Raw genomic sequence first — 23860 nt, 5'->3', positions numbered from 1 at the left:
AGGACAAGCTCAGCCGGCGAGCAGGGCGTGCACCCACTGGTCTTCGCGTTGCTCGATGTATTCGGCGTCGTTTCGCCAGGCGTCACCGTGGCCTTCAGCCCACAGCCTTGCCCAGGGCTGGACACCTTGGGCTGCCTGAGTTCGCAGGAAGTCGTGCATGGAACGCGTACGGCGCCCCAACAGAGGGACCAACCGACGACGTTCGGACTCATCGAGACCGTACGCGTCGGCGAAGACTCGCAGTCGTTCCGCCGCGTCCGGGCGCTGCCAGTCTGGATGTGCGGACAGCGGGATGAACCCGTGAATGGCGTATGCGACATCCCACAGAAGGGAGCCGGGACCTGCTGCGTCCCAGTCGATGAGGGCCCATCGCGTCTCGTCTGCGACCACGAGGTTCCAGGGGGCCAGGTCGTTATGGGCGATGATGTCGCTGCCCTCGGGAGGGATCAGTGTCTGCCAGTGCGCGTCGGACGGGGGCGTGAAGTCCTGCACGGCATCGTGGAAGTCGCGGATGAGGCGTGCAACGCGAGCCAGTTGTCGAGCGGGTTCCATCAGCGAGAAACGGTCGGGCCAGACCACATGTCCCGGCATGAAGGTCAGGACCTCACGTCCTTGATCGTCAATGCCGAGTGGGCGAGGCGCCGCGCTGAATCCCACCTCGTTCAGGTGGGCAAGCAGGGCATGCACGGAGGGAGTCCACGGTCCGGCCGGACGGCGAACGGTGTCTCCGACGCGAACGACACCATCACTTACGTTGCCGCCAGGCAACGGCTGTTCATCATCGTGCTGCATCGAACCAGTGTGTCGGACCAGCTCGCCATGATCACCCCATTAACAGGGGAACGTCAGAGTGCGGACAGAGGTTAAGGAACAAGCTCAGAGGTGCGCGCGGCCGATTCGGCGGATCTCCTCCAGCGGGTACGGGGTCTACCTGCTCTCGTGCCGGAGCTTGCGGAAGAAGTCCGCCATCACCGCGGTGAGCGGCGCGTCGCGGGCGAGGATCGCCGCGGCCACCCGCGGGATTCCGGTGGGGCGCTCCCCCTGGGCATACGCGCGCACCTGCGCCTCGCGGTCGTCTCTTCCGTACCCGTACAAGGCGGTGACCAGCCAGTTCACCAGGTAGGCGGCGGCGTAGCAGCGGTCGTAGCTCTGATGTCGGTCGAAGAAGCCGGCCTCCTCCTGGGACAGTTCGAACCGGGAGGAGAGCGCAAGGCCGTAGTCCGTGAAGAACAGGCGCCGTCCGTCGGTCAGGATGTTCTCGAAGTGGGCGTCGAAGTGCAGGAGTTGGCGGTCGTTCATGAAGGAGATTCCCGCGTCCAGCTCCCTTTCCACCATCGCGCAGGCCCGGTCGGCGGCCTCGCCGCCGATGTCCATCTGCCGGCCCAGCCATCGGTGCAGGTTCTGCGGGATGTACTCAAGGAACAGCGCGACACTCGCCGAGGACTGCTGGAGGGCCTCGATCCGGCGGCGTACCGGCGAACCGCCGCCCCAGTAGGCAACAGCCCTGTCAACGTCGGCCAGTTCCTCGGGCAGGGGCGTCGAGTCCGGCAGTACCCGCCAGTGGTACATCAGGGGGAAGCCCTCGGACTCCCCTGCCAGTACCCAGTCGGTCGTCATGGTGTGCACGGCAAGCTCTCTCCAGGCCCCGAAGCCAGGACCGCCGATGCCGTACTGGCAGAAGACCGGCAGCCCGAACACGTTCGCCGTGGACCGGACGCCGTCCGGGTGCCTCTCCAGGTCGGTGAGAGGCACTCGCTTCACGAAGACCGGGGTTCCGGCGATCTCCAGCAGCGCCGATGTTCCGCCGATCCCGGACCCGAGCGGCTCGGCGGTGTCCACGAGTTCGCGCAGGGCGCGATCACCGTACAGGGCCAGAGAGGTGGAGACTGCGCCGTGGGTGGCAAGACGCGCACCGTGCGACGTGTCGGGGGACTTCATTGCCGCCTCCACCTGTACAGCCACCTGTCGCTCAGGAAGTATTTTCCGACCCAGAGCCTACTTGAAGAATATTCTCCTCCAAAGAGCGCGATCATGGAGTAAGAACAGAAACACTTTCGGGCATATTTCGCCTAATCTTCCCTCTTGCAAGAAGGAACGTGAGAGGGATCGATCAATGGACATGACGACTGTGGCGGCTTTCCTGGCAGTGGATCTGCTGCTGGTCCTCACTCCCGGCGCGGACTGGGCCTACGCGATCTCGGCCGGGCTGCGGGACCGGTCGGTCGTTCCCGCCGTCGCCGGCCTGATAGCCGGGTACGCCGGTTACACGGTGCTCGCCGTCGCGGGTCTGGTGGTGATCGTGGCGAGTTCGGCGACCATCCTCACCGCGCTGACCGTCGCCGGGGCCGCCTACCTCATGTGGCTGGGCTTGGCGGTGCTGTCGCGGCCCGCGGTGCTGGGGGCGTCCACGGAGAGCATGGCCTCCTCGCGCGGGCGGATCATGCTCAAGGGAGCCGGGATCAGTGGTCTGAATCCCAAGGCGCTGCTGCTGTATTTCTCGCTGTTCCCGCAGTTCATCGACCCCGCGGGCGGCTGGCCGGTCGCCGCGCAGACCGGGCTGTTCGGCACGCTCCACATGGTGGCCTGCGCCGTCGTCTACCTCGTCGTCGGTGTCCTCGCCCGCACCGTTCTGAAGACGCGGCCTTCCGCGGCCCGGGCCGTCACGCGCGTCTCCGGTGCCATGATGATCGTCATCGGCGGGTTCCTGCTGGTGGAACGGCTCGCCGGCTGACGCCCCCGCACCACCCTGTTCACAGACCGTGATGTCCGTCGGAGGAGAGCACGTGGAAGACCAGACGCCGCAGGAGCACGACCAGGCGAGCCCCGAGGTGCGGCACCGCATCCGAACGAGCTTCGACCGCCAGGGGCTGATGACTCATCTCGGTGCGCGCATAACCCACATCGGCCCCGGTCGCGTGCACATCGCGCTCCCGAGCCGCCCCGAGGTGACCCAGCAGCACGGCTACTTCCACGCCGGCGCCACCAGCGCCGTCGCGGACACCGCCGGCGGCTATGCGGCCTTCACGCTGTTCCCCGAGGACACCGAAGTGCTCACCGTCGAGTACAAGATCAACCTCCTCGCGCCTGCCATCGGCGACCACATCGAGGCGGTCGGTACCGTCCTGAAGCCCGGACGCACGCTGACGGTGTGCCTGCTCGAAGTGTTCGGCGTCCAGGACGGACGGCGGAAACTCGTGGCCAACGGACAGCAGACGCTGATCCGCGTGAACCGGCCCTAGGGTCTTTCGTTTGGATCCGGCCGGGGCAGGGAGCGCCCGCCGCGTCAGCGGCTGATGTCGCCGCACGGCTCCTGGGCCGCGCCCGACAACGTTGTCCGCAATTGGTCTGGACTTGTCTCCGGGTGAGTGCTGTGGTGTTCGCGCAGCAAGTTCCTCCCGTGCCGGGCACGTTCCGCCGTCCCGCGGGTGGGGTTCCTCCGTGCGTCACCGAGACCTGGAGCGATCACTGTGCTGAGCCTCCCCCCGCAGCGGGAGCGTCCTCGAAGCGGCCGTCCCCCACGGGCGGCCGTCCCCTATCCCTTCCGCGTACGGCCCCCATGGAAAGGCGGTACGTCATGTCAGCCCGGACCCATCCCGTCATCGGCACTTTCCTGGCCCTGTTCCTGGCACTGACCGGCCTCGTCGCCCTCCCCGCCCCCTCCCATGCCGTGACACCGGTCTGTGCCCTGGCGTGCGACACCCTGGACCCGTCGAAGGCACGGCAGGACACCTTCCCGGTGCCGGCCAGGACCATCAACGGCCGGATCCTCCGGCTGCACGTCTCCGACCCGGACGGCATGGCCTGGGCGAGCGTCGACAACGGCGTGGGCGGCGACTCGGTCTGGCTGGACCGGTCCTGGGACCGGGGCGCCACCTGGGAGCCGCTGCTCGGCAAGGCGAGCGTCCCCGGCACATGGACCGGTACCCGCACGCTGATGTACAACATCACCGACCCGGTGGGGCACCGGCGCGGCTGGATCCGTGCCTGTGGCGACGCCGCCGCCGTCACGTGCACCGACTGGGTGTATCCGACGGTGTGCGACGGCTCGTTCTGCGACGGCGCCGACCCCGCCACCGCGTCGGGCGACGACACCCCCGTACCGTCGGTCACCCTCTTCGGGCGCGCCATCAGCCTCCATGTCGACCAGCGCAGCGGCCTGGCCTGGGGCGTCATCTCAAGCGGCGGCGCGGGCGACGAGATCTGGCTGGACCGCTCCTGGGACGGCGGTACGAGTTGGCCCGAGGGTTCCTCCCTCGGCCGTACGAGCGTGTCGTCCGGGGCGGCTTCGGCCCGGACCGCCATGTTCGCCACCCGGGACCCGCGCGGCCTCCTGTACGGCGGGGCGGTCCGTGCCTGTGGCCGCGAGGCCGCCCACCAGCAGGGCGGCTGCACGGCCTGGGTGAGGCCGGCACCGACCCGGGCGCGCGCGGCGGCGGACGCGCTGATGGCGTCGTACCGCACCGACGAGGGCTGGTGGCGGAGCAGTTGGTGGAACTCGGCCGTCGCGATCACCTCGGTCGTCGACTTCGCCGAGCGGACCGGGCGGCACGACTACGACTGGGCGATCTCCCGTACCTTCGAGCAGAACCGGGGCGTCTTTCCCGCGGGCGTGCGGAGTTCGGACCCGATCGAGGGCCATTTCATCAGCCGCGCCGTCGACGACGCGGCCTGGTGGGCGGTGGCCTGGCTGGCGGCGTACGACTACACGGGCGAGCGGCGCTACCTGGACGAGGCGGTCACGATCACCTCGTACGTCCAGCAGCACTGGGACACCGGGACGTGCGGCGGCGGGGTGTGGTGGGACCGGGAACACACCTACAAGAACGCGGTGACCAACGGGCTGTACCTGTGGCTGACCGTCTCGCTGCACGAGCGGCTCGGCGGCGACACCGTGTGGGGCGGCCGTGCGGCCACGGCAGCGGACTGGTACCTCGCCAGCGGGATGATCAACTCCTCGGGCCTGGTCAATGACGGGATCACCACGGGCTGCGGCAACAACGGGCAGACCGTGTGGAGTTACAACCAGGGTCTCGCCATCGGCGCCTTCACCCAGCTCTGGCGGTCCACCGGGAGCGGCCGGTACCTGGACACGGCCCGGCGCCTGGCCGACGCCGCGATGTCCTCGCCGGTGCTGACCAGCGGCGGTGTGCTGACCGAGTCCTGCGACATCGGTACGAGGTCCTGCGACGACAACCAGAAGCAGTTCAAGGGCATCTTCATGCGGCACTTCTCCGACCTGGCGGACGCCACCGGGTCGGCCGCCCACCAGGCGTACATCGAAAAGCAGGCCGACTCGATCTGGGCCACCGACCGGGACTCCCTCAACCGCCTCGGCCAGCGCTGGTCCGGCACACCCCCCAACCCGGCCGACTGGCGCACCCAGGCCGGCGCGCTGGAAGCGCTGACGGCCGCGGAGGGTCTCCGGGGCGCGGGCTGACGGCTGTCAGGCGCGGGCCCCGGGGGCCCAGGCGGACGCGGGCCCCGGGACCGCCGGGGCGCCGGTGGGGGGCGCACGCCCGGGCCCCGCGCTCAACGGCGGGCTTTCCAGCAGCCCCAGGCGAGGAACGCGAGGAGCGCGGTGACCGCCAGATCACCGACGCCGATCGGCGCCCCGGGCTCCTTGGAGGCGATGCTGCCGACGGCGAGCGCGGCGAAGAGCACCGCCAGCCCCATCCAGAATCTCGTCACGGCCACCCCCACGCGGATCCGACAGCCACCGTACCGCCCGGGCCCCCTGACCGGCGCGGGCGGTCGGCTGTTCCGTGAGGCCGAGGTGCCGGCGTCATGGCCTCACGGCGGGGTCCCGGGCCGGTCGCCGTGCCGGGGGGCCTCGTCCGCCCGTACCGCCGCCGGACCCGCTGATTCGATCATGGCGCAGGAGTTGCGCCAGACGACGGACAGCACACAGCCGGGCACGACGGCCAGGCCGAGCAGCGGCGCCTGATTGACGATCACGAGGGTGACCGCGAGCAGCCCGAGGTTCATCAGACCGAGCGGCCAGCGGCGTATCAGCGCGTACGGCGCCACCAGGAGGGGGTGTCTCCTGGTGTGCGGGGCGTCGTACGCCAGGCAGGCCATCGCCACGACGCCGGAGCCTCCCGTGACGAGTACCGCCACGACGAGCAGCGGCACCAGTGCGAGCCCCCACGCGGAGTCGCGCAGGACGAACACGTCGGTCGTGGCCATGGCGATCAGCAGTACGCACGGCGTCCAGAGGAGCAGCGCCCGGCCGAACAGACGCCGGTAGGCGCGCAGCAGTTCGGCGACCGGGGCCCGCTCGTCGTCGTCGGCCCGGCGCAGATAGCCGAACACGGCGGCGAGCGACGGCCCGATGCCCAGGGACAGGAGCCCGAAGAACACCGGGTACCGCCACGGCTGGTGGGCCACGTACAGGGCGACCAGCAGAGGCAGGTTCGCCGCCGCGAGGCCGAGGTTGACCACCAGGACCCGGTGGACGAACGACCAGATCAGGTCCCAGGACCCGTACCCCACATTGAGCCGGGGCCGTCGGCCGGTGGCGGATGCGCCGCTCATCGTACGCACCTCACTTGATTCCGCTGGTGGCGATGCCTCGCACGAAGTAGCGCTGTCCGAAGAGGAAGATCACCAGGATGGGCAGCACCGACAGCACCGAGCCGGTCATGATCATGGCGTACCGGGTGTCGTACATTCCCACGAACTGACGCAGACCGAGCTGCACGGTCCAGAGGTTGTTGTCCGTCAGGTAGATGAACGGCCCCATGTAGTCGTTCCACGTGTTGACGAAGGTCAGCAACGCGAGGCTGGCGAGCGCCGGCTTGGAGAGCGGGAGGATCATGCGGGCCCAGATGCCGTACTCGCTGAGCCCGTCCAGGCGCGCGGCCTCGCTGATCTCGTCCGGAATGGTCAGGTAGAACTGGCGCATCAGAAAGACCCCGAACGCGCCGAACGCCTGAAGAAGGATCAGCGAGAGATGGGTGTTCACCAGCCCGAGCTTCTCCATGATGATGTACTGCGGAACCATGTACGCCTGCCACGGCACGGCGATCGTCGCGATGTAGCCGAGGAACAGCGCGTCCCGTCCGGGGAACTGCATCTTGGCGAAGCCGTAGGCCGCGAAGCTCCCGGTGAGTACCTGGAGCGCGGTGATGGTGATGCTGAGGAAGAGCGAGTTGTTCAAGTAGGTGAGCAGCGGGATGTCGGTCCAGATCTGGGAGAAGTTCTCCCAGTGGAACTCCTTCGGTATCCACTGGATCGGAACGGTGAAGACGTCGTTGTCCGCCTTGACCGAGGACGTCATCATCCAGGCGAACGGCAGCAGGATCGCCGCCGCCAGCGCGATCAGCCCTGTGTGGAGGAGAACCTGGCCGGCGATCCTCCCCGCACCGCTCCGGCCGCCGGACCGACCCGGTTCCGGGGCGGCCGGTGGCGGCGTCCCGGTCGCCGTGCTGTCCTTTCGCAGCGTGGTCGTGTTCATCGGTCGGACCTCCGCTGGAGCTGGAACTGTACGAGGGTGATCGTCAGGACGAGGAGGAAGAGCACCAGGGAGATCGCCGAGGAGTAGCCGAATCTGCCCTGGGTGATGCCCTGCCGGAAGATGAGCTGCGAGAGCACCAGTGTCGAGCGTCCCGGTCCGCCCTCGGTCATGACCTGGACCAGGTCGAAGACCTTGAAGCTGGACACCGTGAGCATGACCAGCACGAAGAAGGTGGTGGGCCGGAGCCCCGGCAGCGTCACATGCCAGAACCGCTTCCACGCGCCGGCGCCGTCCATGCGCGCGGCTTCGTAGAGTTCACCGGGGATGGCCTGGAGCCCGGCGAGATAGAGCACCATGTAGTACCCCATGTCCCGCCACACGCTGGTGATGATGAGCGCGGGCATCGCCCAGTCGGTGGAGGTCGTCCATCCCGGCGGATCCGCGACGCCCACGAATTTCAGGAACTGGTTGACGGGCCCCACTTCGGGGCTGAGCAGCATGTTCCATACGACGGCCACCGCGACCAGCGAGGTGATGTACGGGAAGAAGAAGGCCGTGCGGAGGATTCCCACGCCTTTGAGCTTCTGGTTCAGCAGCACCGCGAGGCCGAGGGCCGCCGCCAGGGTGAGGGGGATATGACCGGCCGCGTACCACGAGGTGTTCTTGAACGCCGTCCAGAAGTTGTCGTCGTCGAGCATCCGCCGGAAGTTGTCGAGCCCGATCCACTGTGGCGTCGAGTACGAATTCCAGTCGGTGAAGGCCAGCAGCAGCGACCCGATCACCGGGATGAGCGTCAGGGCCGCGAAGCCCAGGAAGTTCGGGAGGATGAAGCTCCAGCCGACCAGTGTGGCGCGCCGGCGCCGGCGCTTGCCGGCGGTGGTCTCCGAGAGTGTGGTCACTGGACTTCGGACTTCACTCGCTTGTTCATCTCCTCGATGCCCTTCTCGACGGACTTGTCACCCGTCATCACGAGTTCGTGCTCCTCGTCGATGATCTGGTCGATGTCGGAGGTCTTGTCGCTGACCGGCATCTCCAGCTTCACGGCGTCCGGCTTCATGGCCTTCCTGGACAGTTCGTCGGACGGCATGCCCTGGACGCCGAAGTACGACTTCATGACCGCGTCGCTCGTGTACGACGGGACGACACCGATCTTGGCGATGGCCTCCGCGCCCTTGGGGCCCGAGGCCCACTTCACGAACTTCTCGGCCTCCGCCGATCGCCTCGCGTTCTTGTTCACGGCGAACGCGGTCGGCGAGCCGAACGTCGTCGTCTTCCCGTCGGCCGCGATCTGCGGCAGCGGCGCTATGCCCCAGTCGACGTCGGTCTTGCCCTGGGCCTTGTCCGCCAGGAGGCCGGCGGCGAGCCAGCTCCCCATCGGCACCATGCCGACCTTGCCGCCCTCGAAGATCGTCTTGTACGTGACCTTCTGGCTCTTGGCCGTCGCGAACGGCATCGTGGCACCGGCCTTCTGGAGGTCCAGGGCCGTCTCGTACTGGTCCTTGAAGAAGCCGTAGTCGCCGCCCAGCAGGTCGCCACCGGTCTGGGCGGCGGCGGTCGCCTGGACCACCGAGCGCCAGGTCTCCAGATAGGTGCCGTAGACCTTGGACGTGCCCTCGCCCTTGGTGATCTTCTTCGCCAGCTTGGTGTAGTCGGCCCAGGTGAGGTCCGACAGATCGGCGCCGGTCGGCTCGACGAGCGCCTTGTTGTAGAAGAGCACCCAGAAGTCGTGCCGATAGGGCATCGCGTAGTAGTGACCGTCCAGATCGAACGGCTCCAGTCCGGTGTAGGACGCCTTGTCGAGCGCCTTGACCTCGCTGTCGAGCGACTTCAACTGGCCGCGGGTGGCGTACCGCGCGTAGTCGGTGACGTTCTTCATCGTCAGGACGTCGGTGGAGTCGCCGCCCGCGAGCATGGTGGTGACCTTCTCGGCGTAGGTGTCGGCCAGGATGTCGACCGGCTGTACGTCGATCTTCGGGTTCTCCGCCTCGAAGCCGTCGATCAGCGCCTTGAACTCGGGGGTGGTGTCGTAGTTCCACAGCGCGATCTTGACCACCGTACGGCCGTCGGAGGTGGTGTCGGAACCGCCCCCGCCTCCGCATCCGGCGGCGAGCAGGCTCACGGCGACGGCGGCCGTCAGGGCTCTTGCTGGGGTCTTCCTCATGATGTGCGGCTCCTTCGAGTTGTCTGTTCTTGCCGGATGCGGCGCCGTGGGTACGCGCCCGCGCGGGTACCGAGGCGCTCAGGTACTCAGGCGCTCAGTCCGAGGGCCCAGTTCTCCGCCGTGATCTCCGTCCGCAGGGGCTGCCGGGCGGACAGGCGGGCCAGTTCGTCCATCGCGTGGTCCGTGAGACGTCCGATCTCCGAACCGAGCGAACCTGCCACATGGGGGGTGATCATGACACGGGCCAGTCGCCGGAGCGGAGAGCCGGCAGGCAGCGGCTCGGGCTCGGTGACGTCGAGGATGGCGAAGAGGCGGCCCGCCGCGCACTCCGCGGCCAGTGCGTCGGAGTCGATCAGGCTGCCGCGCGCGGTGTTGATCACCGTGGCGCTGTCGGGCAGCATGCTCAGCTCCGCGGCGCCGATCAGCTTGCGGGTCTCGGGCAGTTCGGGCGCGTGCAGGGTCAGTACGTCGACCCGCGGCAGCATGTCCGCGAGGTCGACCAGGGTCGCGCCCGCCCGGTCGACCTCGGCCGGATCCGCGTACGGGTCCGCGACCAGGCAGGTGGTGTCGCCGAGGACCTTCAGCAGCTCGACGACCTTGCGGCCGATCCGGGAGAACCCCACCACCCCCACGGTTCTCCGGAAGTTGGACAGGTCCCCGTAGCCGGTGACCGTTCCCCAGCCCTCGTAGGCGCGCAGTTCGTCGGCCGCGAGGAAAGGAGCCTTCTTGCCGGCGAAGATGATGGCCGCCAGCGTGTATTCGGCGACCGGAGTGGCGTTGGCGTCGGCCCCGCTGGTCACACGGATCCCGCGGCGCCACACCTCGTCCCCCACCAGACCGCGCACACTGCCCGCGCAGTGCAGCACCGCCTTGAGGGCCGGCGCCGCCGCGAGACGCTCCGAGGTCAGCCGGGGCGCGCCCCAGGACGTCAGCATCACCTCGACGTCCGCCAACCGGGCCCGTACCGAGGTGGAGTCGAGGTCGCCGGTCCACACCGGATCGCCCAGTTCCACCAGACTCGCCAAGCGTTCGAGTCGGGCTGCGTCGAAGTGCGCGTCGAAGCTCTGCCTGTCCATCACGACCAGCGCCTGGGGCTTCGTCTGCATCGGGTGTCGAATCCTTCCCATGGGCGCGGGCCGTGGCCGGCGCCGCCCTGTTCGTTGCCGTACCGGCAGTTCCTTGCCGAACGCGTGGGAATAGAGATAGTGGTGTGACGTACGGATTCACTAGAGGTCGTACACGAACGAAGCGAAACGTTCAGAGTCGAACAGGCGCGTGGAACAGGCGCGTCGCACAGGTACAAGGACAGGTGGCCGGATGACGGATGAGCGGCTCTTCGCCCTGCAGCGCCGGGAGCGGCTGATGGACGAGTTGCGTCGGCACGGTTCCCTGCGGGTCCGGGACGTGGCACGGAACCTGGAGGTCAGCGAGCTGACCGTACGGCGTGACATCGCCGCGCTCGCCGCCCGTGGTCTGCTCACCCGGGTGCACGGCGGCGCCACCCTGCCGACCGATCTCGACGCGGTCCCGGCGCGCCGCCCCCGCCCCGCGTCGACGCCGTTCACCATCGGCATGGTCGTGCCGTCGCTGGACTACTACTGGCCGCAGATCGTGAGCGGCGCCCGGAGCGCGGCCGTCGCGCTCGGCGTACAGATCCAGTTGCGCGGATCGAGCTACGACCAGGCCGAGGACCGCCGCCAGATCAGCCGGCTGATCGCCGCCCAGCAGGTCCAGGGGCTGCTGCTCGCACCGAACCTGGAGGGCGAGGGGCTCGACGAGATGATCGACTGGATCGGCGACCTGCCGGTGCCCGCCATCCTCGTGGAACGGCAGATACAGCGGTGGACCCCGACGCCCCGCCAGTTGGGATGGGTACGCAGCGATCACGCGCTCGGCATGGAGATGGCCGTGCGCCATCTCCACGAGCACGGCCACCGCAGGATCGGACTGGTGCTGTCGAAGGGCAGCCCGACCTCGGCCCATCTCGCCCAGGGGTGGCACAAGGCGTGCGCGGAGCTGGGCCTTCCGGACGGGTTCGTGGTCAGGGAGAGCGTCGCCCTCGACGTCCCCGGCCACCGGGAGATCATCAGGTCCGTCCTGGACCGGTCCCGGACGTCACGGATCACCGCCCTGATCGTGCACAGTGATCCGGACGCGATGTCCGTCGCCCAGTACCTGACGGAGCAGGGCCTGACCATCCCCGGGGACATGGCGATGGTCAGTTACGACGACGAGGTGGCCCACCTCGCGGAACCGGCGATGACCGCGATCCGCCCGCCCAAGTCCCGCGTCGGCCGGATGGCGGTCGAGATGATGGTGTCCCGGCTGCGGGAAGGGCGGCGCCATCCGGCCCAGCGGGTTCTCGTCCTGCCGGAACTGGTCCTCCGTAACTCGTCGGTCAGGACGGCGACGGGCGTCTGACCGTACGCCGGCTCAGCGGGCCCGTTCGATCCGTACCCGGGGTGGGACCGGCGCTCCGCCGGGGGCGCGGGACGGGTCGGTGGTCAGGGTGAGCCGGGTCAGGCGGTGGCCCCAGGAGCGGCGCAGGGTGGGGTCCGCGATCGGCTGGTGTTCGAGAGCGCCGGTCAGCAGGGCGGGATCCCAGGTGAGCCGGAGCGTGCCGCCGCCCGCCGTGTCGACCACGGCCCGGCCCTCGTGGAGCCGTACGTCACCGGCGATGATGTGCCGCAGCGCGAGCACGGCGGGTCCTTCGGGTCCGGCGGCCGGTGCGTCGGTGACCACGATGTGCGCCGGTTCACCGGCGGTGGCGCGTACCAGCCGTACGGTACGGCGCAACGCGCCGAGCAGACCTTCGGGATAGGCGGGCGCGAGATCCGCGTACCACTCGGTGGCGCGGTCGCCCACCTCCGCCCGTACGTCGCGGGCGCCGTGCCTCGCACCCGGCAGTTGCCCGGCGCCGGGGTCGGGCACGTTGTGCCAGGCGCTGCGCAGCGGCCAGGCGTCGTACCGGTCGGGGCCGAAGCTGGCGGCCGTGTACGTCGGCTGCCCGATGTCGACGATCACCGGCTCGCCGTCCAGGGCGACCCAGTAGGAGCCGACGTCGAGATGGTTGTGGCGTTCGTCGTTGTGACCGCCCTTGACGGCGAGGGCGAGCCCTTCGGTGGTGCCGGCGCGCTCCCTGGCGACGAGCACCTGCACCCGCGGCAGCCAGATGTCCCGGGGCAGCCAGGCAGCGTCCTCGCGCGGGCCGGGTTCCTGGCCGGTCGCGGCGCGCCAGGCGGGGTCGGAGAGCCCGGCCAGGGCGCGGCCCAGGCCGTCCTCGTGGCGCGCGGTGACGCCGCGCGCCACGCCGCGGGCCAGCGCGTGGGCGCTGACGTCGGGGTCGCCGAGTCGTGTGCCCCAGCGGTACAGGACGTGCCAGGGCTGCTCGTCGGGGAGGCGGGCCGGCGCGTCGCCGACGTTGACGTACCAGGGTCCGCCGAAGTGCATGCGGTAGGGGTAGCGCACGAGTTCGGCGAGCACCGGCAGGCCGCGCGCGTCGCACGGCGTCCCGCCGACGGCGGCGAGCAGATCGAGCGCCTCCATCAGCCGGCAGGCGCCGAGCCACCAGTAGGCGACGCCCTCGTCCACGCCTCCGTCGTCGGGCAGCACCTCGACGAAGCGGTCGAGGCCGACGGCGACCAGCCGTACGAGCTCGGCGCGCTCCGCCTCGTCGTCGCAGAGCAGGAGAGCCGCGGTCAGCACCGAACCGTGCACCCACGGGTTCCAGTTGTGGGCGTCGCCGTCGAGGCCGATCCAGTGCCAGTCCCTGATCCGCAGGAAGGGTTCGAGGACGCGCAGCCGGACCTCGCGCCGCAGCCTGCGGCGCAGCCCGGGAACCCGCTCGTCGAGGTGGGGGCCCAGTACGTGATCGGCCCAGGCCAGCAGCGAGGCGACCTCGGCGGCGCCGAGGTCGAGGAACGGCTCGTCGGGATCCGGTACGACCTCGCCGCGCCGCGTGGTGAAGCGGTCGTGCGGCGCCCAGCACCAGGTGCTCGCCTCGGCGAGCGCCATGAGCGCGTCGGCCGCCGCGTCGAGGTACGGGGCGGCGCCGGGCGGTGCCTGCGCGGGCGCGGACTCCCCGGTCAGTACCGCCGCGAGGACGAACAGCGCGGTGCGGTGACGCAGCGCGCGGGCCTGGTCCTCGTACTCCGTGCGCACCCCGTCGCGGAAGGCGCGGGCCCAGTGGGAGGCGCGCAACACCGGTGCGGGGCGGCCGAGTTCCTTCTCGGCCTCGGCGAGGAGCGACGTGCGGGTCGCCCCGTCCACCGCGTCCCAGGTTCCGCGGTCGGTCACCGGGGGAACCGGTACCCGCCGGGGTGCGTCCCGCAGTCTCGCGCCGAGGTCTTCGGCCTGAGCTATGTTTGCTACCGATCGAAAATGTTCGTTCACGTCGATGAGTATGGTGGTTCTCTGCGCTTTTGACCCTCCACCCTGTCGAAATGACAGGCGTCGCATCTCGGCGCGCCCGTACCGGGAACGCTGGTCCACTGCTACCGGCGCTGTCCTACAGCACTCCCTTGCGCCATTCGCGGATCAGCAGATACCCGAGGTACGCGCCCCCGATGGCCAGCGTGTAGATGCCGACCGGCAGGTCCTCGAAGAGCGGCAGTTGCTGCGCGCAGAGGTCGGCGAGGACCAGCAGCAGGGCTCCGACCAGGGTGGAGAGCATCAGGTGGGGGCCCGAGCCGCGGGTGAGGCGTTTGGCGATCTGCGGGGCTGTCAGGGCGATGAAGGCGATCGGGCCCGAGACGCTGACCGCGCCGGCGGAGAGGACGATCGACAGGACGACGGCCAGGGTCTTCGTGGTCCTGGGCTCGGAGCCCAGTCCCCCGGCGATCTCGTCGCCCATCTCGGCGATGTCGAGACGGCGCGCGATCAGCGCGGTGCAGGGGACCACGACGAGCAGGACCAGCCAGATGGTGCCCGCGTGGTCCCAGGCCCTGGCCGCCAGGCTGCCGTTGATGTAGGCGGTCAGGACGGCCGCCTTGTCGCGTTCCACGGCGTAGACGACGTACTGGGTGACCGCCGTGGCGATCGCGGCCACCCCGATCCCGGCGACGACCAGGCGTCCGGGGTTACGGAATCCGCTGCCTGTGGACACGTACACGAGCGCCATGGCGAGCACGGCGCCGAGGAGGGCGCCGAGCGGTACGGGTACGGTGCCGGGCAGCAGGAGCGCCACGATCGCGGCGCCCGCTCCTGCGCCGGCGCCCAGCCCGATCACGTCGGGGCTGCCCAGCGGGTTGCGGGTGACGGACTGGAACAGGGCGCCCGACAGTCCGAGCGCCGCGCCCGTGCCCACCGCCACGGTCAGCCGCGGGCCGCGCAGCCGCTCCAGGACGAACACGTCCGTACCCTGGGCCCCGCCGGTGACGGCGGCCGGGAGATCCGCGAGCGCGATCCCGAGCCGCCCCAGGGACAGGGTCGCGATCGCGGCGGCCACGGTGAGGACCACCGTGACGAGGGCGACGACGACGGACCTGCGCCGTACCGGCACCGCCACCGTACGGCCGAGGGTGAGAAAACCGCGCGGCGCTGTGGTGCGGACCATGGTCTGATTCCCCGTCATGTGTTGCCCTTCATCCTGCGCACGGCCACCAGCAGCGCGGGCGCCCCGACGAACGCCGTCACCACGCCGACCATCAGCTCCTGCGGACGCAGGACGATCCGGCCCAGCACGTCCGCCAGGAGCAGCAGCGCGGGACCGGCTATCGCCGAGAACACGATCTGTATCCGGAAGTCGACGCCGACGACGGCGCGCACGATGTGCGGCACAGCGAGGCCGACGAAGGCGATGGGGCCGACCGCGGCGGTCGCCGCCGCGCTCAGCAGGGTCGCGGCGACCAGCCCTCCGGCGCGGACGAGCGCCGGGTTCGCGCCGAGGGAGGCGGCCGAAGCGTCGCCGAGCGCGAGCGCGTTGAGGCCGGGTCCCAGCAGCAGGGCCAGGACGAGACCGGTCGCGGCGAACGGCAGCACGGACCAGAACACGTCGAAGTCCCGGCCGCCGAGCGCCCCGACCACCCAGTAGCGGTAGCTGTCGAAGACCTTCGGCCTGCTCAGGGTCACCGCCTGGATGAACGCCATGAGCACCGCGGAGAGCACGGCTCCCGCCAGCACCAGCCGTACCAGGGAGGTACTCGCGCCCGCGGAGCCGATGACATGGACCAGGAACCCGGCCAGCAGAGCGCCGGGCAGCGCCCACCACATGGTGTCGGAGCGGCCCGTCGCGCCCAGGAAGGCCGTCGCGGCGACGACGCTCGCCGCCGCGCCTGCGTTGATCCCGAGCAGCCCCGGGTCCGCGAGGGGGTTACGGGTGACCCCCTGCATCAGTGTTCCGGCGACGGCGAGGCAGAGGCCCGCGAGCACGCCGAGCGCCGTCCTCGGGTAGCGGCTCTCGACGACGGTGGCGACATAGGGGTCGGCGGTCCCCGCGAGGACGTCCATGACATCCCCGAACGACGTGGTCCTGCTGCCGAACATCACGCTCGCGATCACCGCGAGGGCAAGCACGACGACCCCGGCGAGCAGGGCGTACACCCGGCGGGCGGTACCGGCACGCGAGGTGCCGGTACCGCCGGTACGGGCCGGTGCGGTGGTGGTGGTCATCCGGTTTCCGTACGCCTTACTTGTCGAGCTTGGTGACGGCCTTGTCGATCAGCGGGAGGTAGCGGTCGATGACCCAGGGAACGGTGAGCGGGTTGATGATCGACGACGCCGTGACGAAGGAGGGGTCGACGCCGGCGACGAGGGAGTCACGCTTGACGGCGGGGATCGCCGAGTACAGCTTCTGCGCCTCTATCTCCTTGCGGGTCTTGGCGTCGGAGTAGAAGGTGAAGACGAGGTCGCTGTCGGAGAGCTTCTCCGCGTTCTCCAGACCGATGAGCGCCGAGTCGGTGCCCTTGGTCTCCTTGAACGTCTTCACCACCGGGTCGACGGTGAGACCGAGGGACGAGACCATCTCGACGCGCTGCTCCTCGGGGAGGAAGACGCCGAGCGTGCCCGGGCCGGAGGTGTAGATGTACGAGAACGAGACGTCCTTGTACTTCGGCCGGGTCGCGGCGGCGTCCGCGAGCTGCTTCTTGATCTTCGAGGTCAGCTTCTTCGCGTCGTCCGGCTGTCCCAGCGCCTTGGAGATGATCTCGATCTGCTCGTCCCAGTTGGTGCTCCACGCCAGCTCGGGGTAGGCCACGGTCGGCGCGATGTCGGAGAGGATGTCGTACTGCTCCTGGGTGATGCCCGACCAGGGTGCGAGGATCACATCGGGCTGGAGTTCGGTGATGGCCTCGAAGTCGATGTCCTCCCCGCCCGCGAACTGGGTCGGCAGTTTGTCGCCGGACTTCTTCACCGCGTCGTGGATCCACGGCAGATAGCCGGACTTGTCGCTGCCCCACTCGTAGCTCTCGATACCCACGGGCGTGTGGCCGAGGGCGATGGCGGTCTCCGCGGACCCCTGCCCCAGGGTCACGACCCGCTCGGGCTGCTCGGTGATCTTCGCCGATCCGAGCGCGCTCTTGATGGTGACCGGGAACGCCCCGTCGCTCGCGCCGCTCTTGGCCGGAGCACCGGAGTCCTCCTTCTCGGCCGACGAGCAGCCGCCGAGAACGAGTGCGAGCGCGGCGGCGGTGGCCGTGACGGCGAGAGTCTGTCGACGCGCGCGGGTGAACCAGGATGGCATGGGTGTTCCTCAGGTTTCGTGGACAGCGTAGATCGCAGAATCTTAGGCAAGCCTAAGCTAAGTCGCATTTTCCTTTCAACTGGCCGGTGATGGGCGCTTCGCGCGGCCGCCCCCTCGGACGCCGACGCGACGCGGCACGCGCGGCGGGTACCTCCGGGGCGCCGGCGGGTCCGCCTCCCGGGGGCGACACCCGCGCGAACACCCCTGTCCGGAGGGTGTGAAGAACCCCGGGCGAGGATTCACAGGATTCCCCCCGGATCCGATTGAACACGTGGCACAGTGCTTTCGTATTCAAGGACGTCCGGCTCGATGAAATGGGATCACCGGCCAGGGCATCACGGCGCCGTGATGCCGAAAAGGAGGTCATGGCCGGCGTGCAGAGCGAACCGATCACCGTCACGACCGCCTACCGTGTCGCGCCGGGACGCGAAAGCGAGTTCCCTTCATGGGCGATGGCCGTGCTGGGTGCCGCGGCCCGCGTTCCCGGCTATCTGGGAGGCGGAGTTCTCGCCCCCGGTGAGGCCGGCTCGGAATGGCATGTCATTCACCGGTTCGACTCCGCGTATTCCGCGGCGGCCTGGGAGGAGTCCGCCGCTCGGACCCGGTTGGCGTCGTACGGGGATCAGCTCGCCCGGGAGACCGGGCACCGGAGGATACGAGGTCTCAGAGCCTGGTTCGAGGGCCCGGCGGAGGTGGCGCAGCCGTCGCCGCCCCGGCCGCCGCCGAAATGGAAGTTGTGGTTCGTGAACATGGGTGCCGTCTTTCCGCCGGTGCTCGTCTTCAACCTGACGGTGATTCCCTACCTAGGCGGTCTCAACGCACTCGTACGGACACTCATTCTCTGCCTGAGCGTGACGGCCATTGTCACCTGGGTGCTGATGCCGCGTCTTCAGCGCTTTCTCAAGAAATGGCTGTATCCGCCTCTCCAGGCGTTCCGCGGACGGCACAAGCGCCGGGCCGCGTAAGGGGAACGCGCGGAGAAACGGGCACGGAACGAGGCACGGAACCGCACGGCCCCGGAAAGACGAAAAGGAGGTGGGCCGGGTGAAGACTCTGCTCATCGACAATTACGACTCGTACACGTACAACCTGTTCCAGCTCATCGCCGAGGTGAACGGCGAGGAGCCGGTGGTACTGCTCAACGACGCGCCGGCCGGCGCGGAACTGGATCTGCGGACCTTCGACAACGTCGTGGTGTCCCCGGGGCCGGGGCATCCCGGCACGGCGCGCGACTTCGGCATCGGTACGGCGCTGCTCGCCCGGTCCGGGATCCCCGTTCTCGGGGTGTGCCTCGGTCATCAGGGCATCGCGGTGGGCGAGTTGGCCCAGGTGGTGGCGGCGCCGCGCCCCCGGCACGGCCATCTCTCGGTCATCCGGCACGACGGCCGGGAGCTGTTCCGCGGGATACCGCAGAACTTCACCGCCGTGCGCTACCACTCGCTCGCCGTACGGGAACCGCTGCCGCCGACCCTGGAGGCCACCGCGTGGGCCGAGGACGGGGTGCTGATGGGGCTGCGGCACCGTACCCGCCCGATGTGGGGCGTGCAGTTCCACCCCGAGTCGATCCTCACCGAGTTCGGCCACCGGATGCTCGCCAACTTCGCGGAACTCACCGCCTCCTGGTCGCGTACGGACCGCTCGCGCACCGGAGGGCGCAGGACCGCACCGGCCTCCCGCACCCCGGCGCGGACGAAGGTGAGGGCGGGGACGGGGGCGCCGTCCTCGGGGGCCGGCCGGAGCCCGGTCTCAACCACCGGGACCGGCCGCTACCGGCTGCACAGCAGGATGATCGATACGCCGGTGGACCCCGAGGCGGCGTTCACCCGGATGTGCGCCGACGCGCCCCGCGCGTTCTGGCTGGACAGCGCGCGGATCGAGGCGGGGCAGTCCCGCTTCTCGTTCTTCGGGGACGGTACGGGCCCGCTCGCCGAGTTCGTACGGTACGACGTCGAGGCGGGGCGGAGCGAGGTCGAGCGGACCGGACGGCCCGTCCGCCGCGTACCCGGCAGCGTCTTCGACTACCTCGGACGGCAGTTGGCGCTCCGGGCGGTGGACGCCCCGGAGCTGCCCTTCGACTTCACGGCCGGCTATGTCGGCTACTTCGGGTACGAGATGAAGGCCGACTGCGGGTCCCCGGGCCGCCACCGGGCCGAAACCCCCGACGCCTGCTGGCTGTTCGCCGACCGGATCGTGGTGGTGGACCACCAGGAGGGCACGACGTACGCGGTCGCCCTCGCCGAGCACACCCCCCGCGCGGCGCGGGAGGCCGCCGAATGGCTCGACTCGGCCGTGGCGCGGTTGAGTTGTGTGCCCAGCGCCCAGACGCCCGCGGCGCCGCGTCCTGACGCCGCCGACCTCGGCGCCGCCGAACCGTGGCTGGAGCGCGACCGTACGGCGTATCTCGCCGACATCGAGTCCTGCCAACGGGAGCTGGCGGACGGGGTGAGCTACGAGATCTGTCTCACCAACGCCGCCGACCTGCCGGCACCGCCCGACGCGTACGACTACTACCGGGTACTGCGCCGCCACAACCCGGCCCCGTACGCGGCGTATCTGAAGTTCGGCGAGGTCGACGTGGCGTGCTCGTCGCCCGAGCGGTTCCTGCGCATCGGGCGGGACGGCACCGTGGAGGCCAAGCCGATCAAGGGCACCGCGCCGCGCGGCGAGCTCCCCGAGGAGGACGCCCGGCTGCGGGCCTCGCTCGCCGCCGACGAGAAGACCAGGTCCGAGAACCTGATGATCGTCGATCTGCTCCGCAACGACCTGGGCCGGGTCTGCCGGACGGGCACGGTACAGGTGCCCCGGCTGATGGCGACCGAGACGTACGCGACCGTGCACCAGTTGGTCTCCACCGTTCGGGGACGGCTCCGGGAGGACAAGGACGCCCTGGACTGCGTACGCGCCTGCTTCCCCGGCGGTTCGATGACCGGGGCGCCGAAAGTGCGCACCCTGGAGATCATCGACCGGCTGGAGACCCGGGCCCGCGGGGTGTACTCCGGCGCCCTCGGCTATCTGAGCTGCAACGGCGCCGCGGACCTCAACATCGTGATCCGTACGGCCGTGTTCAGCGGCGGCCGGATGCGGCTCGGGGCGGGCGGCGCCATCGTCCTGGGCTCCGATCCCGCGGCCGAGTACGACGAGATGCTGCTGAAGACGGCCGCCCCCATGCGCGCCTACCTGGACCGCACGGTCCGGGCCCGCGCCCCGCACCCCGCTGTCCCGGTCGCCACAGTCCCCGTAGCCGCTGTCCCCGTAGAGGAGCCGGTCCGATGACGCCCCCCACCACTCTGCGCCCGACGCCCCGGTCCGCCCCTCGTCCCCCCGCCGCCCCACCGGAGCCCGCCGCCGTGGCCGCCCCGGCCCGGGGGCGTACGGGCACGGCCAGGACCTGCCCCGGCAATCTGGCGGCCGACCTCGCCGACCTGGCGGAGCGGCACGGCTGGACCGACCGGCCCGCGTTCCACCAGGACCACCGGGTCTGGACCCATGGCGAGGTGCACGCCCTCGCCGCGCGCGCCGCCACCGTACTGGCCGACCGCGGGGTCGCGCCGGGCGACCGGGTGCTGCTCGCGCTCCCCGACTCCGTCGCGTGGGTGACCACCTTCCTCGCCCTCGCGCGGCTCGGGGCGACCGCGGTCCTGGTCAACCCCGAACTGCCGCGCGCCGACCATGACTTCATGGCCGAGGACGCCGGGGTCACGCTCGGGGTGACCGGCCCCGGTCTGGAGGACCGCCTCCCGCCGGAGCAGCGGCTGTTCGGCGACCAGCTCCTGGCGCTCGCCTGCACGGCAGCCCCGGCCGACCCCCGGCCCGCCGGGTCCGGCACGCCGCTGTACGTCCAGTACACGTCCGGGACCACCGGGCACCCCAAGGGGGTGGTGCACCATCACGGGGACCCGGAGGCGTACTTCGAGTTCATCGGGAGGCGGCTGTTGCGGATCGGCCCCGACGACGTCACCCTCTCGGTCTCCAAGCTCTTCTTCGCGTACGGCTTCGGCAACGCGTTCGTCTTCCCGCTCTTCTCCGGTTCCTCCGCCGTCCTGGTCGGCCGGCGCCCCTCCCCCGCCGCCGTGGACGAGCTGATCGCACGCCACCGGGTGACCCTGCTGTACTCCGTGCCGTCGGCGTACGCGGCGCTGGTCGCCGACCGGGCGGACGGGCACGCGGCGTGCTTCGCGTCCGTACGCGCCGCGGTGTCGGCCGGCGAGGGAATGCCCGCCGGGCTCGGGGAGCGGGTCACCGAACTGCTCGGCGTGCCCGTTCTGGAGCAGATCGGCTCGACCGAGGTCGGTCACGCCTTCTGCGCCAACAGCCTCTCCCACAACACACCGGGCACCGTGGGCCGTCCGGTGCCGGGTTACGAGATACAGCTCCGGGACAGCGACGGGAGGCCGGTACCGGACGGCGAGGAGGGCGAACTGTGGGTGAAGGGGCCGACGTTGACCACCGGGTACCTCAACCTGCCCGAGGACAGCGCCCGCGCCCTGGCCGGCGGCTGGCTGGCCACCCGGGACCGGGCCCGGCGCGATCCCGACGGCACGTACCGCCATCTCGGCAGGACGGACGACCTGGAGATGGTGGGCGGGATCACCGTGTCGCCGCTGGAGATCGAGAGTGTGCTGCGGACGCATCCGGCGGTCCGTGAGGTCGCCGTGGCGGCGTTCACCGACGACGAGGGCGCCACCCGGCTGCGGGCGTTCGTCGTCCCGGCCACGCCGGTCGAGGACGCCGAGGCCCTGGAAGCGGGGATCGTCGCTCTCGCCCGGGAGCGGCTCGCCCCGTTCAAGGTGCCCAGGACCGTCCAGGCCGTGGAGTCCCTGCCCCGCACCCCCACCGGCAAGCTCCGCCGCCCTCTCGTGCGCCAGGGCTCCTGGTGAACTCCCCTCGTGTCTCTAGACGTTCAGGAAAGAAGGTCACCGTGCCCCACCCCCTCTTCTCCGAGCGCGGATTCTCCCTCGGGCTGATGTTCCACCAGGCCGCCCGCCGGTACGGCGCGGTCCCGGTCACCCTGGACCGGCCGCTCGACGTGAGCCCGGAGGCGGGGCTCGACCTGAGCTGTCCGGAGCTGGCCGACCTTGTGGACGATCTCTCGGCACGGCTCTGGGCGGCGGGTGTCAGGCCGACCGAGCGGGTGGCCATCCACAAGTCGGACAACGTCGACATCGTGGTGCTGGCCTGCGCCGTCTCCCGGATCGGGGCCGTGCCCGCGCTGCTCTCGCCGGGGCTGCACGGCCGGGTGGCCGGTGAGCTGCTGGACCGGCTGGACCGGCCCTGGCTGATCACCGACCGGGCCACACTGGAGGGTTCGCTGCGCGACGCGGGGGCACCCGCGGCGGACGGCGCCGCGCCGGGTTCACGCACCCCCGGGGTCACCGGTCTGGTCCGGCAGGTGCTCACCGTCGACCGGGCCACCGGCGGAGAGGACGGGGCGGACGGCTCCGTACCGCTGGACGCGTACGCCGGCGCTCCGCCGCACGCGCCGGTACGGCTCCATCCGCGCGAACCCTCGCTGATCACCCACAGCTCGGGCACGACGGGGGTGCCGAAGCTGGCGGTGCACTGCGCGCACACGATGTGGAACCGGCTGGTCCCGCAGAAGGCGATGGGCTGGCCCACCCGGGGCGAGAGAGCGGCGCTGCACCTGTCCTTCGTCCACTCCCGCTTCTACCATCTCCTCGGTGTGCTGCTGCACTTCGGCAGCCCGCTGCTGCTGATCGTCGACCCCGATCCGGCCTCGGTGGGGCCGCTGCTCGCCCGGCACCGGCCGGGCATCGTCGAGACCCACCCCAACACCTTCGTGCTGTGGGAGGAGTTGGCCGACGCGCCCGGGGCACCGCTGTCCGGGGTGCGTGCCTACGGGTCCACCTTCGACGCCATCCATCCCCGTACCGTGCAGCGGCTGCTGGGCGCCTCCCGGCGGCGGGCACCCTGGCTCGTACAGCTCTACGGGCAGAGCGAGACGGGTCCGGTGGCGTTCCGGTGGTACTCACGGCGCGGCGCGGCGAAGGCGGACGGCAGACGGGTCGGGACCGCGATCCCCGGATTCACCCGGGTACGGATCGCGGACGGCGCAGGACGGCGGGCCGCCCCCGGCACCCCGGGCCGGATCGAGGCCCGCACCCGGGGCCTGGTCCTCACCTATCTCGGCGCGCGGGAGAGTTACGACCGCCAACTGCGGGACGGCTGGTGGCAGATGGGGGACATGGGGTACCGCGATCGCTGGGGCGGGCTGTATCTGACGGACCGCGAGGTCGATCTGATCGACGCGGTGCACAGCAATCTGGCGGTGGAGGACGTCCTGATGTCCCGGCTGGAGGAGCTGCGCGAGGTCGTGATCGTGGCGGGCGGCGAGCGCGAACCGGTCCCGGTGGTGTGTGTCCGGGGCGACGAGCCGCTCGACGCGCGGCGGTGGAGCGAGGCGACGGCGGATCTGCCCGTGATGTCGGCGCCTCTCCAGTGGCGGTTCGACGATCTGCCGAGGACCTCGACGTGGAAGATCAAACGGTTGGAGATCACCGCCATGCTGAACCGGGGCGCCCTGCCCGCCGTCCGCTTCGGGGGCTGA

The 23860-nt window shown here is 70.3% G+C and carries 20 protein-coding genes; 8 read left to right on the top strand and 12 right to left on the bottom strand.

The window, feature by feature from the left end; translation table 11 throughout:
• Positions 1-9 precede the first annotated feature (9 nt).
• Positions 10-792: a phosphotransferase enzyme family protein gene (locus tag ACIBJC_RS31820; RefSeq protein WP_218518074.1), complete on the bottom strand. Its 783-nt coding sequence runs from the start codon at positions 790-792 to the stop codon at positions 10-12.
• 135 nt (positions 793-927) lie between these two features.
• A complete protein-coding gene (locus ACIBJC_RS31815; protein ID WP_399298441.1) occupies positions 928-1938 on the bottom strand; it encodes a protein kinase family protein in 1011 nt (336 codons plus the stop codon).
• A 175-nt stretch (positions 1939-2113) separates the two neighbouring features.
• Here ACIBJC_RS31815 and ACIBJC_RS31810 point away from each other — a divergent pair, with 175 nt between their 5' ends.
• From ACIBJC_RS31810 to ACIBJC_RS31800, 3 genes are all read left to right on the top strand, one after another.
• Complete coding sequence (locus ACIBJC_RS31810) at positions 2114-2731, top strand: LysE family translocator (protein WP_399298439.1); 618 nt, start codon at positions 2114-2116, stop codon at positions 2729-2731.
• Positions 2732-2762: 31 nt separating this feature from the next.
• Positions 2763-3239: a PaaI family thioesterase gene (locus tag ACIBJC_RS31805; RefSeq protein WP_399298437.1), complete on the top strand. Its 477-nt coding sequence runs from the start codon at positions 2763-2765 to the stop codon at positions 3237-3239.
• 335 nt (positions 3240-3574) lie between these two features.
• Positions 3575-5437, top strand: a complete 1863-nt coding sequence (locus ACIBJC_RS31800; RefSeq protein ID WP_399298435.1) for a glycoside hydrolase family 76 protein — start codon at positions 3575-3577, stop codon at positions 5435-5437.
• 92 nt (positions 5438-5529) lie between these two features.
• Here ACIBJC_RS31800 and ACIBJC_RS31795 read toward each other — a convergent pair whose 3' ends face one another.
• The 6 genes from ACIBJC_RS31795 to ACIBJC_RS31770 form a co-directional block, all read right to left on the bottom strand.
• A complete protein-coding gene (locus ACIBJC_RS31795; RefSeq protein ID WP_329823989.1) occupies positions 5530-5688 on the bottom strand; it encodes a hypothetical protein in 159 nt (52 codons plus the stop codon).
• A 102-nt stretch (positions 5689-5790) separates the two neighbouring features.
• Positions 5791-6534: a DUF624 domain-containing protein gene (locus tag ACIBJC_RS31790; RefSeq protein ID WP_399298433.1), complete on the bottom strand. Its 744-nt coding sequence runs from the start codon at positions 6532-6534 to the stop codon at positions 5791-5793.
• A gap of 10 nt (positions 6535-6544) precedes the next feature.
• Positions 6545-7456 (bottom strand): carbohydrate ABC transporter permease, encoded by a 912-nt coding sequence (locus ACIBJC_RS31785; RefSeq protein ID WP_399298431.1) that lies wholly within the window; start codon positions 7454-7456, stop codon positions 6545-6547.
• Positions 7453-8355, bottom strand: coding sequence for a carbohydrate ABC transporter permease (locus ACIBJC_RS31780; RefSeq protein WP_399298429.1), 903 nt, complete (start codon positions 8353-8355; stop codon positions 7453-7455). The genes ACIBJC_RS31785 and ACIBJC_RS31780 overlap by 4 nt, the downstream gene beginning before the upstream one ends.
• Entirely contained in the window at positions 8352-9617 is a 1266-nt protein-coding gene (locus tag ACIBJC_RS31775; protein WP_399298427.1) for an extracellular solute-binding protein, read from the bottom strand. The genes ACIBJC_RS31780 and ACIBJC_RS31775 overlap by 4 nt, the downstream gene beginning before the upstream one ends.
• Positions 9618-9703: 86 nt before the next feature.
• Entirely contained in the window at positions 9704-10723 is a 1020-nt protein-coding gene (locus tag ACIBJC_RS31770) for a hydroxyacid dehydrogenase (protein WP_399298425.1), read from the bottom strand.
• A 211-nt stretch (positions 10724-10934) separates the two neighbouring features.
• On the opposite strand from ACIBJC_RS31770, the gene ACIBJC_RS31765 reads away from it, so the two are divergent.
• Complete coding sequence (locus ACIBJC_RS31765; RefSeq protein WP_399298423.1) at positions 10935-12038, top strand: substrate-binding domain-containing protein; 1104 nt, start codon at positions 10935-10937, stop codon at positions 12036-12038.
• 12 nt (positions 12039-12050) lie between these two features.
• On the opposite strand, the gene ACIBJC_RS31760 is transcribed toward ACIBJC_RS31765, so the two are convergent.
• The 4 genes from ACIBJC_RS31760 to ACIBJC_RS31745 all read right to left on the bottom strand — a co-directional run bounded on the left by ACIBJC_RS31760 (position 12051) and on the right by ACIBJC_RS31745 (position 17295).
• Positions 12051-13913: a heparinase gene (locus ACIBJC_RS31760; protein ID WP_399298421.1), complete on the bottom strand. Its 1863-nt coding sequence runs from the start codon at positions 13911-13913 to the stop codon at positions 12051-12053.
• Positions 13914-14124: 211 nt separating this feature from the next.
• A complete protein-coding gene (locus ACIBJC_RS31755) occupies positions 14125-15171 on the bottom strand; it encodes a FecCD family ABC transporter permease (RefSeq protein WP_399298419.1) in 1047 nt (348 codons plus the stop codon).
• Between the two features lie 14 nt (positions 15172-15185).
• Complete coding sequence (locus ACIBJC_RS31750) at positions 15186-16226, bottom strand: FecCD family ABC transporter permease (RefSeq protein ID WP_399298417.1); 1041 nt, start codon at positions 16224-16226, stop codon at positions 15186-15188.
• 16 nt (positions 16227-16242) lie between these two features.
• A complete protein-coding gene (locus tag ACIBJC_RS31745) occupies positions 16243-17295 on the bottom strand; it encodes an iron-siderophore ABC transporter substrate-binding protein (RefSeq protein WP_399298415.1) in 1053 nt (350 codons plus the stop codon).
• Positions 17296-17660: 365 nt separating this feature from the next.
• On the opposite strand from ACIBJC_RS31745, the gene ACIBJC_RS31740 reads away from it, so the two are divergent.
• The 4 genes from ACIBJC_RS31740 to ACIBJC_RS31725 all read left to right on the top strand — a co-directional run bounded on the left by ACIBJC_RS31740 (position 17661) and on the right by ACIBJC_RS31725 (position 23860).
• Positions 17661-18260: an antibiotic biosynthesis monooxygenase gene (locus ACIBJC_RS31740; RefSeq protein ID WP_399298413.1), complete on the top strand. Its 600-nt coding sequence runs from the start codon at positions 17661-17663 to the stop codon at positions 18258-18260.
• Positions 18261-18339: 79 nt separating this feature from the next.
• Positions 18340-20568: an aminodeoxychorismate synthase component I gene (gene pabB / locus ACIBJC_RS31735; RefSeq protein WP_399298411.1), complete on the top strand. Its 2229-nt coding sequence runs from the start codon at positions 18340-18342 to the stop codon at positions 20566-20568.
• Positions 20565-22172, top strand: coding sequence for an AMP-binding protein (locus ACIBJC_RS31730; protein WP_399298409.1), 1608 nt, complete (start codon positions 20565-20567; stop codon positions 22170-22172). The genes pabB and ACIBJC_RS31730 overlap by 4 nt, the downstream gene beginning before the upstream one ends.
• Positions 22173-22258: 86 nt before the next feature.
• Positions 22259-23860: a class I adenylate-forming enzyme family protein gene (locus ACIBJC_RS31725; protein ID WP_399298575.1), complete on the top strand. Its 1602-nt coding sequence runs from the start codon at positions 22259-22261 to the stop codon at positions 23858-23860.

It is taken from the genome of Streptomyces sp. NPDC050509, from assembly GCF_044457965.1.
Taxonomy (GTDB): domain Bacteria; phylum Actinomycetota; class Actinomycetes; order Streptomycetales; family Streptomycetaceae; genus Streptomyces.
This window is presented reverse-complemented; position numbering and strand designations above follow the sequence as displayed.

Bases quoted from the DNA above. Each gene is read 5' to 3' on its own strand.
- ACIBJC_RS31820 (WP_218518074.1), bottom strand. From the start codon at position 792: ATGCAGCACGATGATGAACAGCCGTTGCCTGGCGGCAACGTAAGTGAT.
- ACIBJC_RS31815 (WP_399298441.1), bottom strand. From the start codon at position 1,938: ATGAAGTCCCCCGACACGTCGCACGGTGCGCGTCTTGCCACCCACGGC.
- ACIBJC_RS31810 (WP_399298439.1), top strand. From the start codon at position 2,114: ATGGACATGACGACTGTGGCGGCTTTCCTGGCAGTGGATCTGCTGCTG.
- ACIBJC_RS31805 (WP_399298437.1), top strand. From the start codon at position 2,763: ATGTCCGTCGGAGGAGAGCACGTGGAAGACCAGACGCCGCAGGAGCAC.
- ACIBJC_RS31800 (WP_399298435.1), top strand. From the start codon at position 3,575: ATGTCAGCCCGGACCCATCCCGTCATCGGCACTTTCCTGGCCCTGTTC.
- ACIBJC_RS31790 (WP_399298433.1), bottom strand. From the start codon at position 6,534: ATGAGCGGCGCATCCGCCACCGGCCGACGGCCCCGGCTCAATGTGGGG.
- ACIBJC_RS31785 (WP_399298431.1), bottom strand. From the start codon at position 7,456: ATGAACACGACCACGCTGCGAAAGGACAGCACGGCGACCGGGACGCCG.
- ACIBJC_RS31775 (WP_399298427.1), bottom strand. From the start codon at position 9,617: ATGAGGAAGACCCCAGCAAGAGCCCTGACGGCCGCCGTCGCCGTGAGC.
- ACIBJC_RS31770 (WP_399298425.1), bottom strand. From the start codon at position 10,723: ATGCAGACGAAGCCCCAGGCGCTGGTCGTGATGGACAGGCAGAGCTTC.
- ACIBJC_RS31765 (WP_399298423.1), top strand. From the start codon at position 10,935: ATGACGGATGAGCGGCTCTTCGCCCTGCAGCGCCGGGAGCGGCTGATG.
- ACIBJC_RS31755 (WP_399298419.1), bottom strand. From the start codon at position 15,171: ATGGTCCGCACCACAGCGCCGCGCGGTTTTCTCACCCTCGGCCGTACG.
- ACIBJC_RS31750 (WP_399298417.1), bottom strand. From the start codon at position 16,226: ATGACCACCACCACCGCACCGGCCCGTACCGGCGGTACCGGCACCTCG.
- ACIBJC_RS31745 (WP_399298415.1), bottom strand. From the start codon at position 17,295: ATGCCATCCTGGTTCACCCGCGCGCGTCGACAGACTCTCGCCGTCACG.
- ACIBJC_RS31740 (WP_399298413.1), top strand. From the start codon at position 17,661: ATGGCCGGCGTGCAGAGCGAACCGATCACCGTCACGACCGCCTACCGT.
- ACIBJC_RS31730 (WP_399298409.1), top strand. From the start codon at position 20,565: ATGACGCCCCCCACCACTCTGCGCCCGACGCCCCGGTCCGCCCCTCGT.
- ACIBJC_RS31725 (WP_399298575.1), top strand. From the start codon at position 22,259: ATGTTCCACCAGGCCGCCCGCCGGTACGGCGCGGTCCCGGTCACCCTG.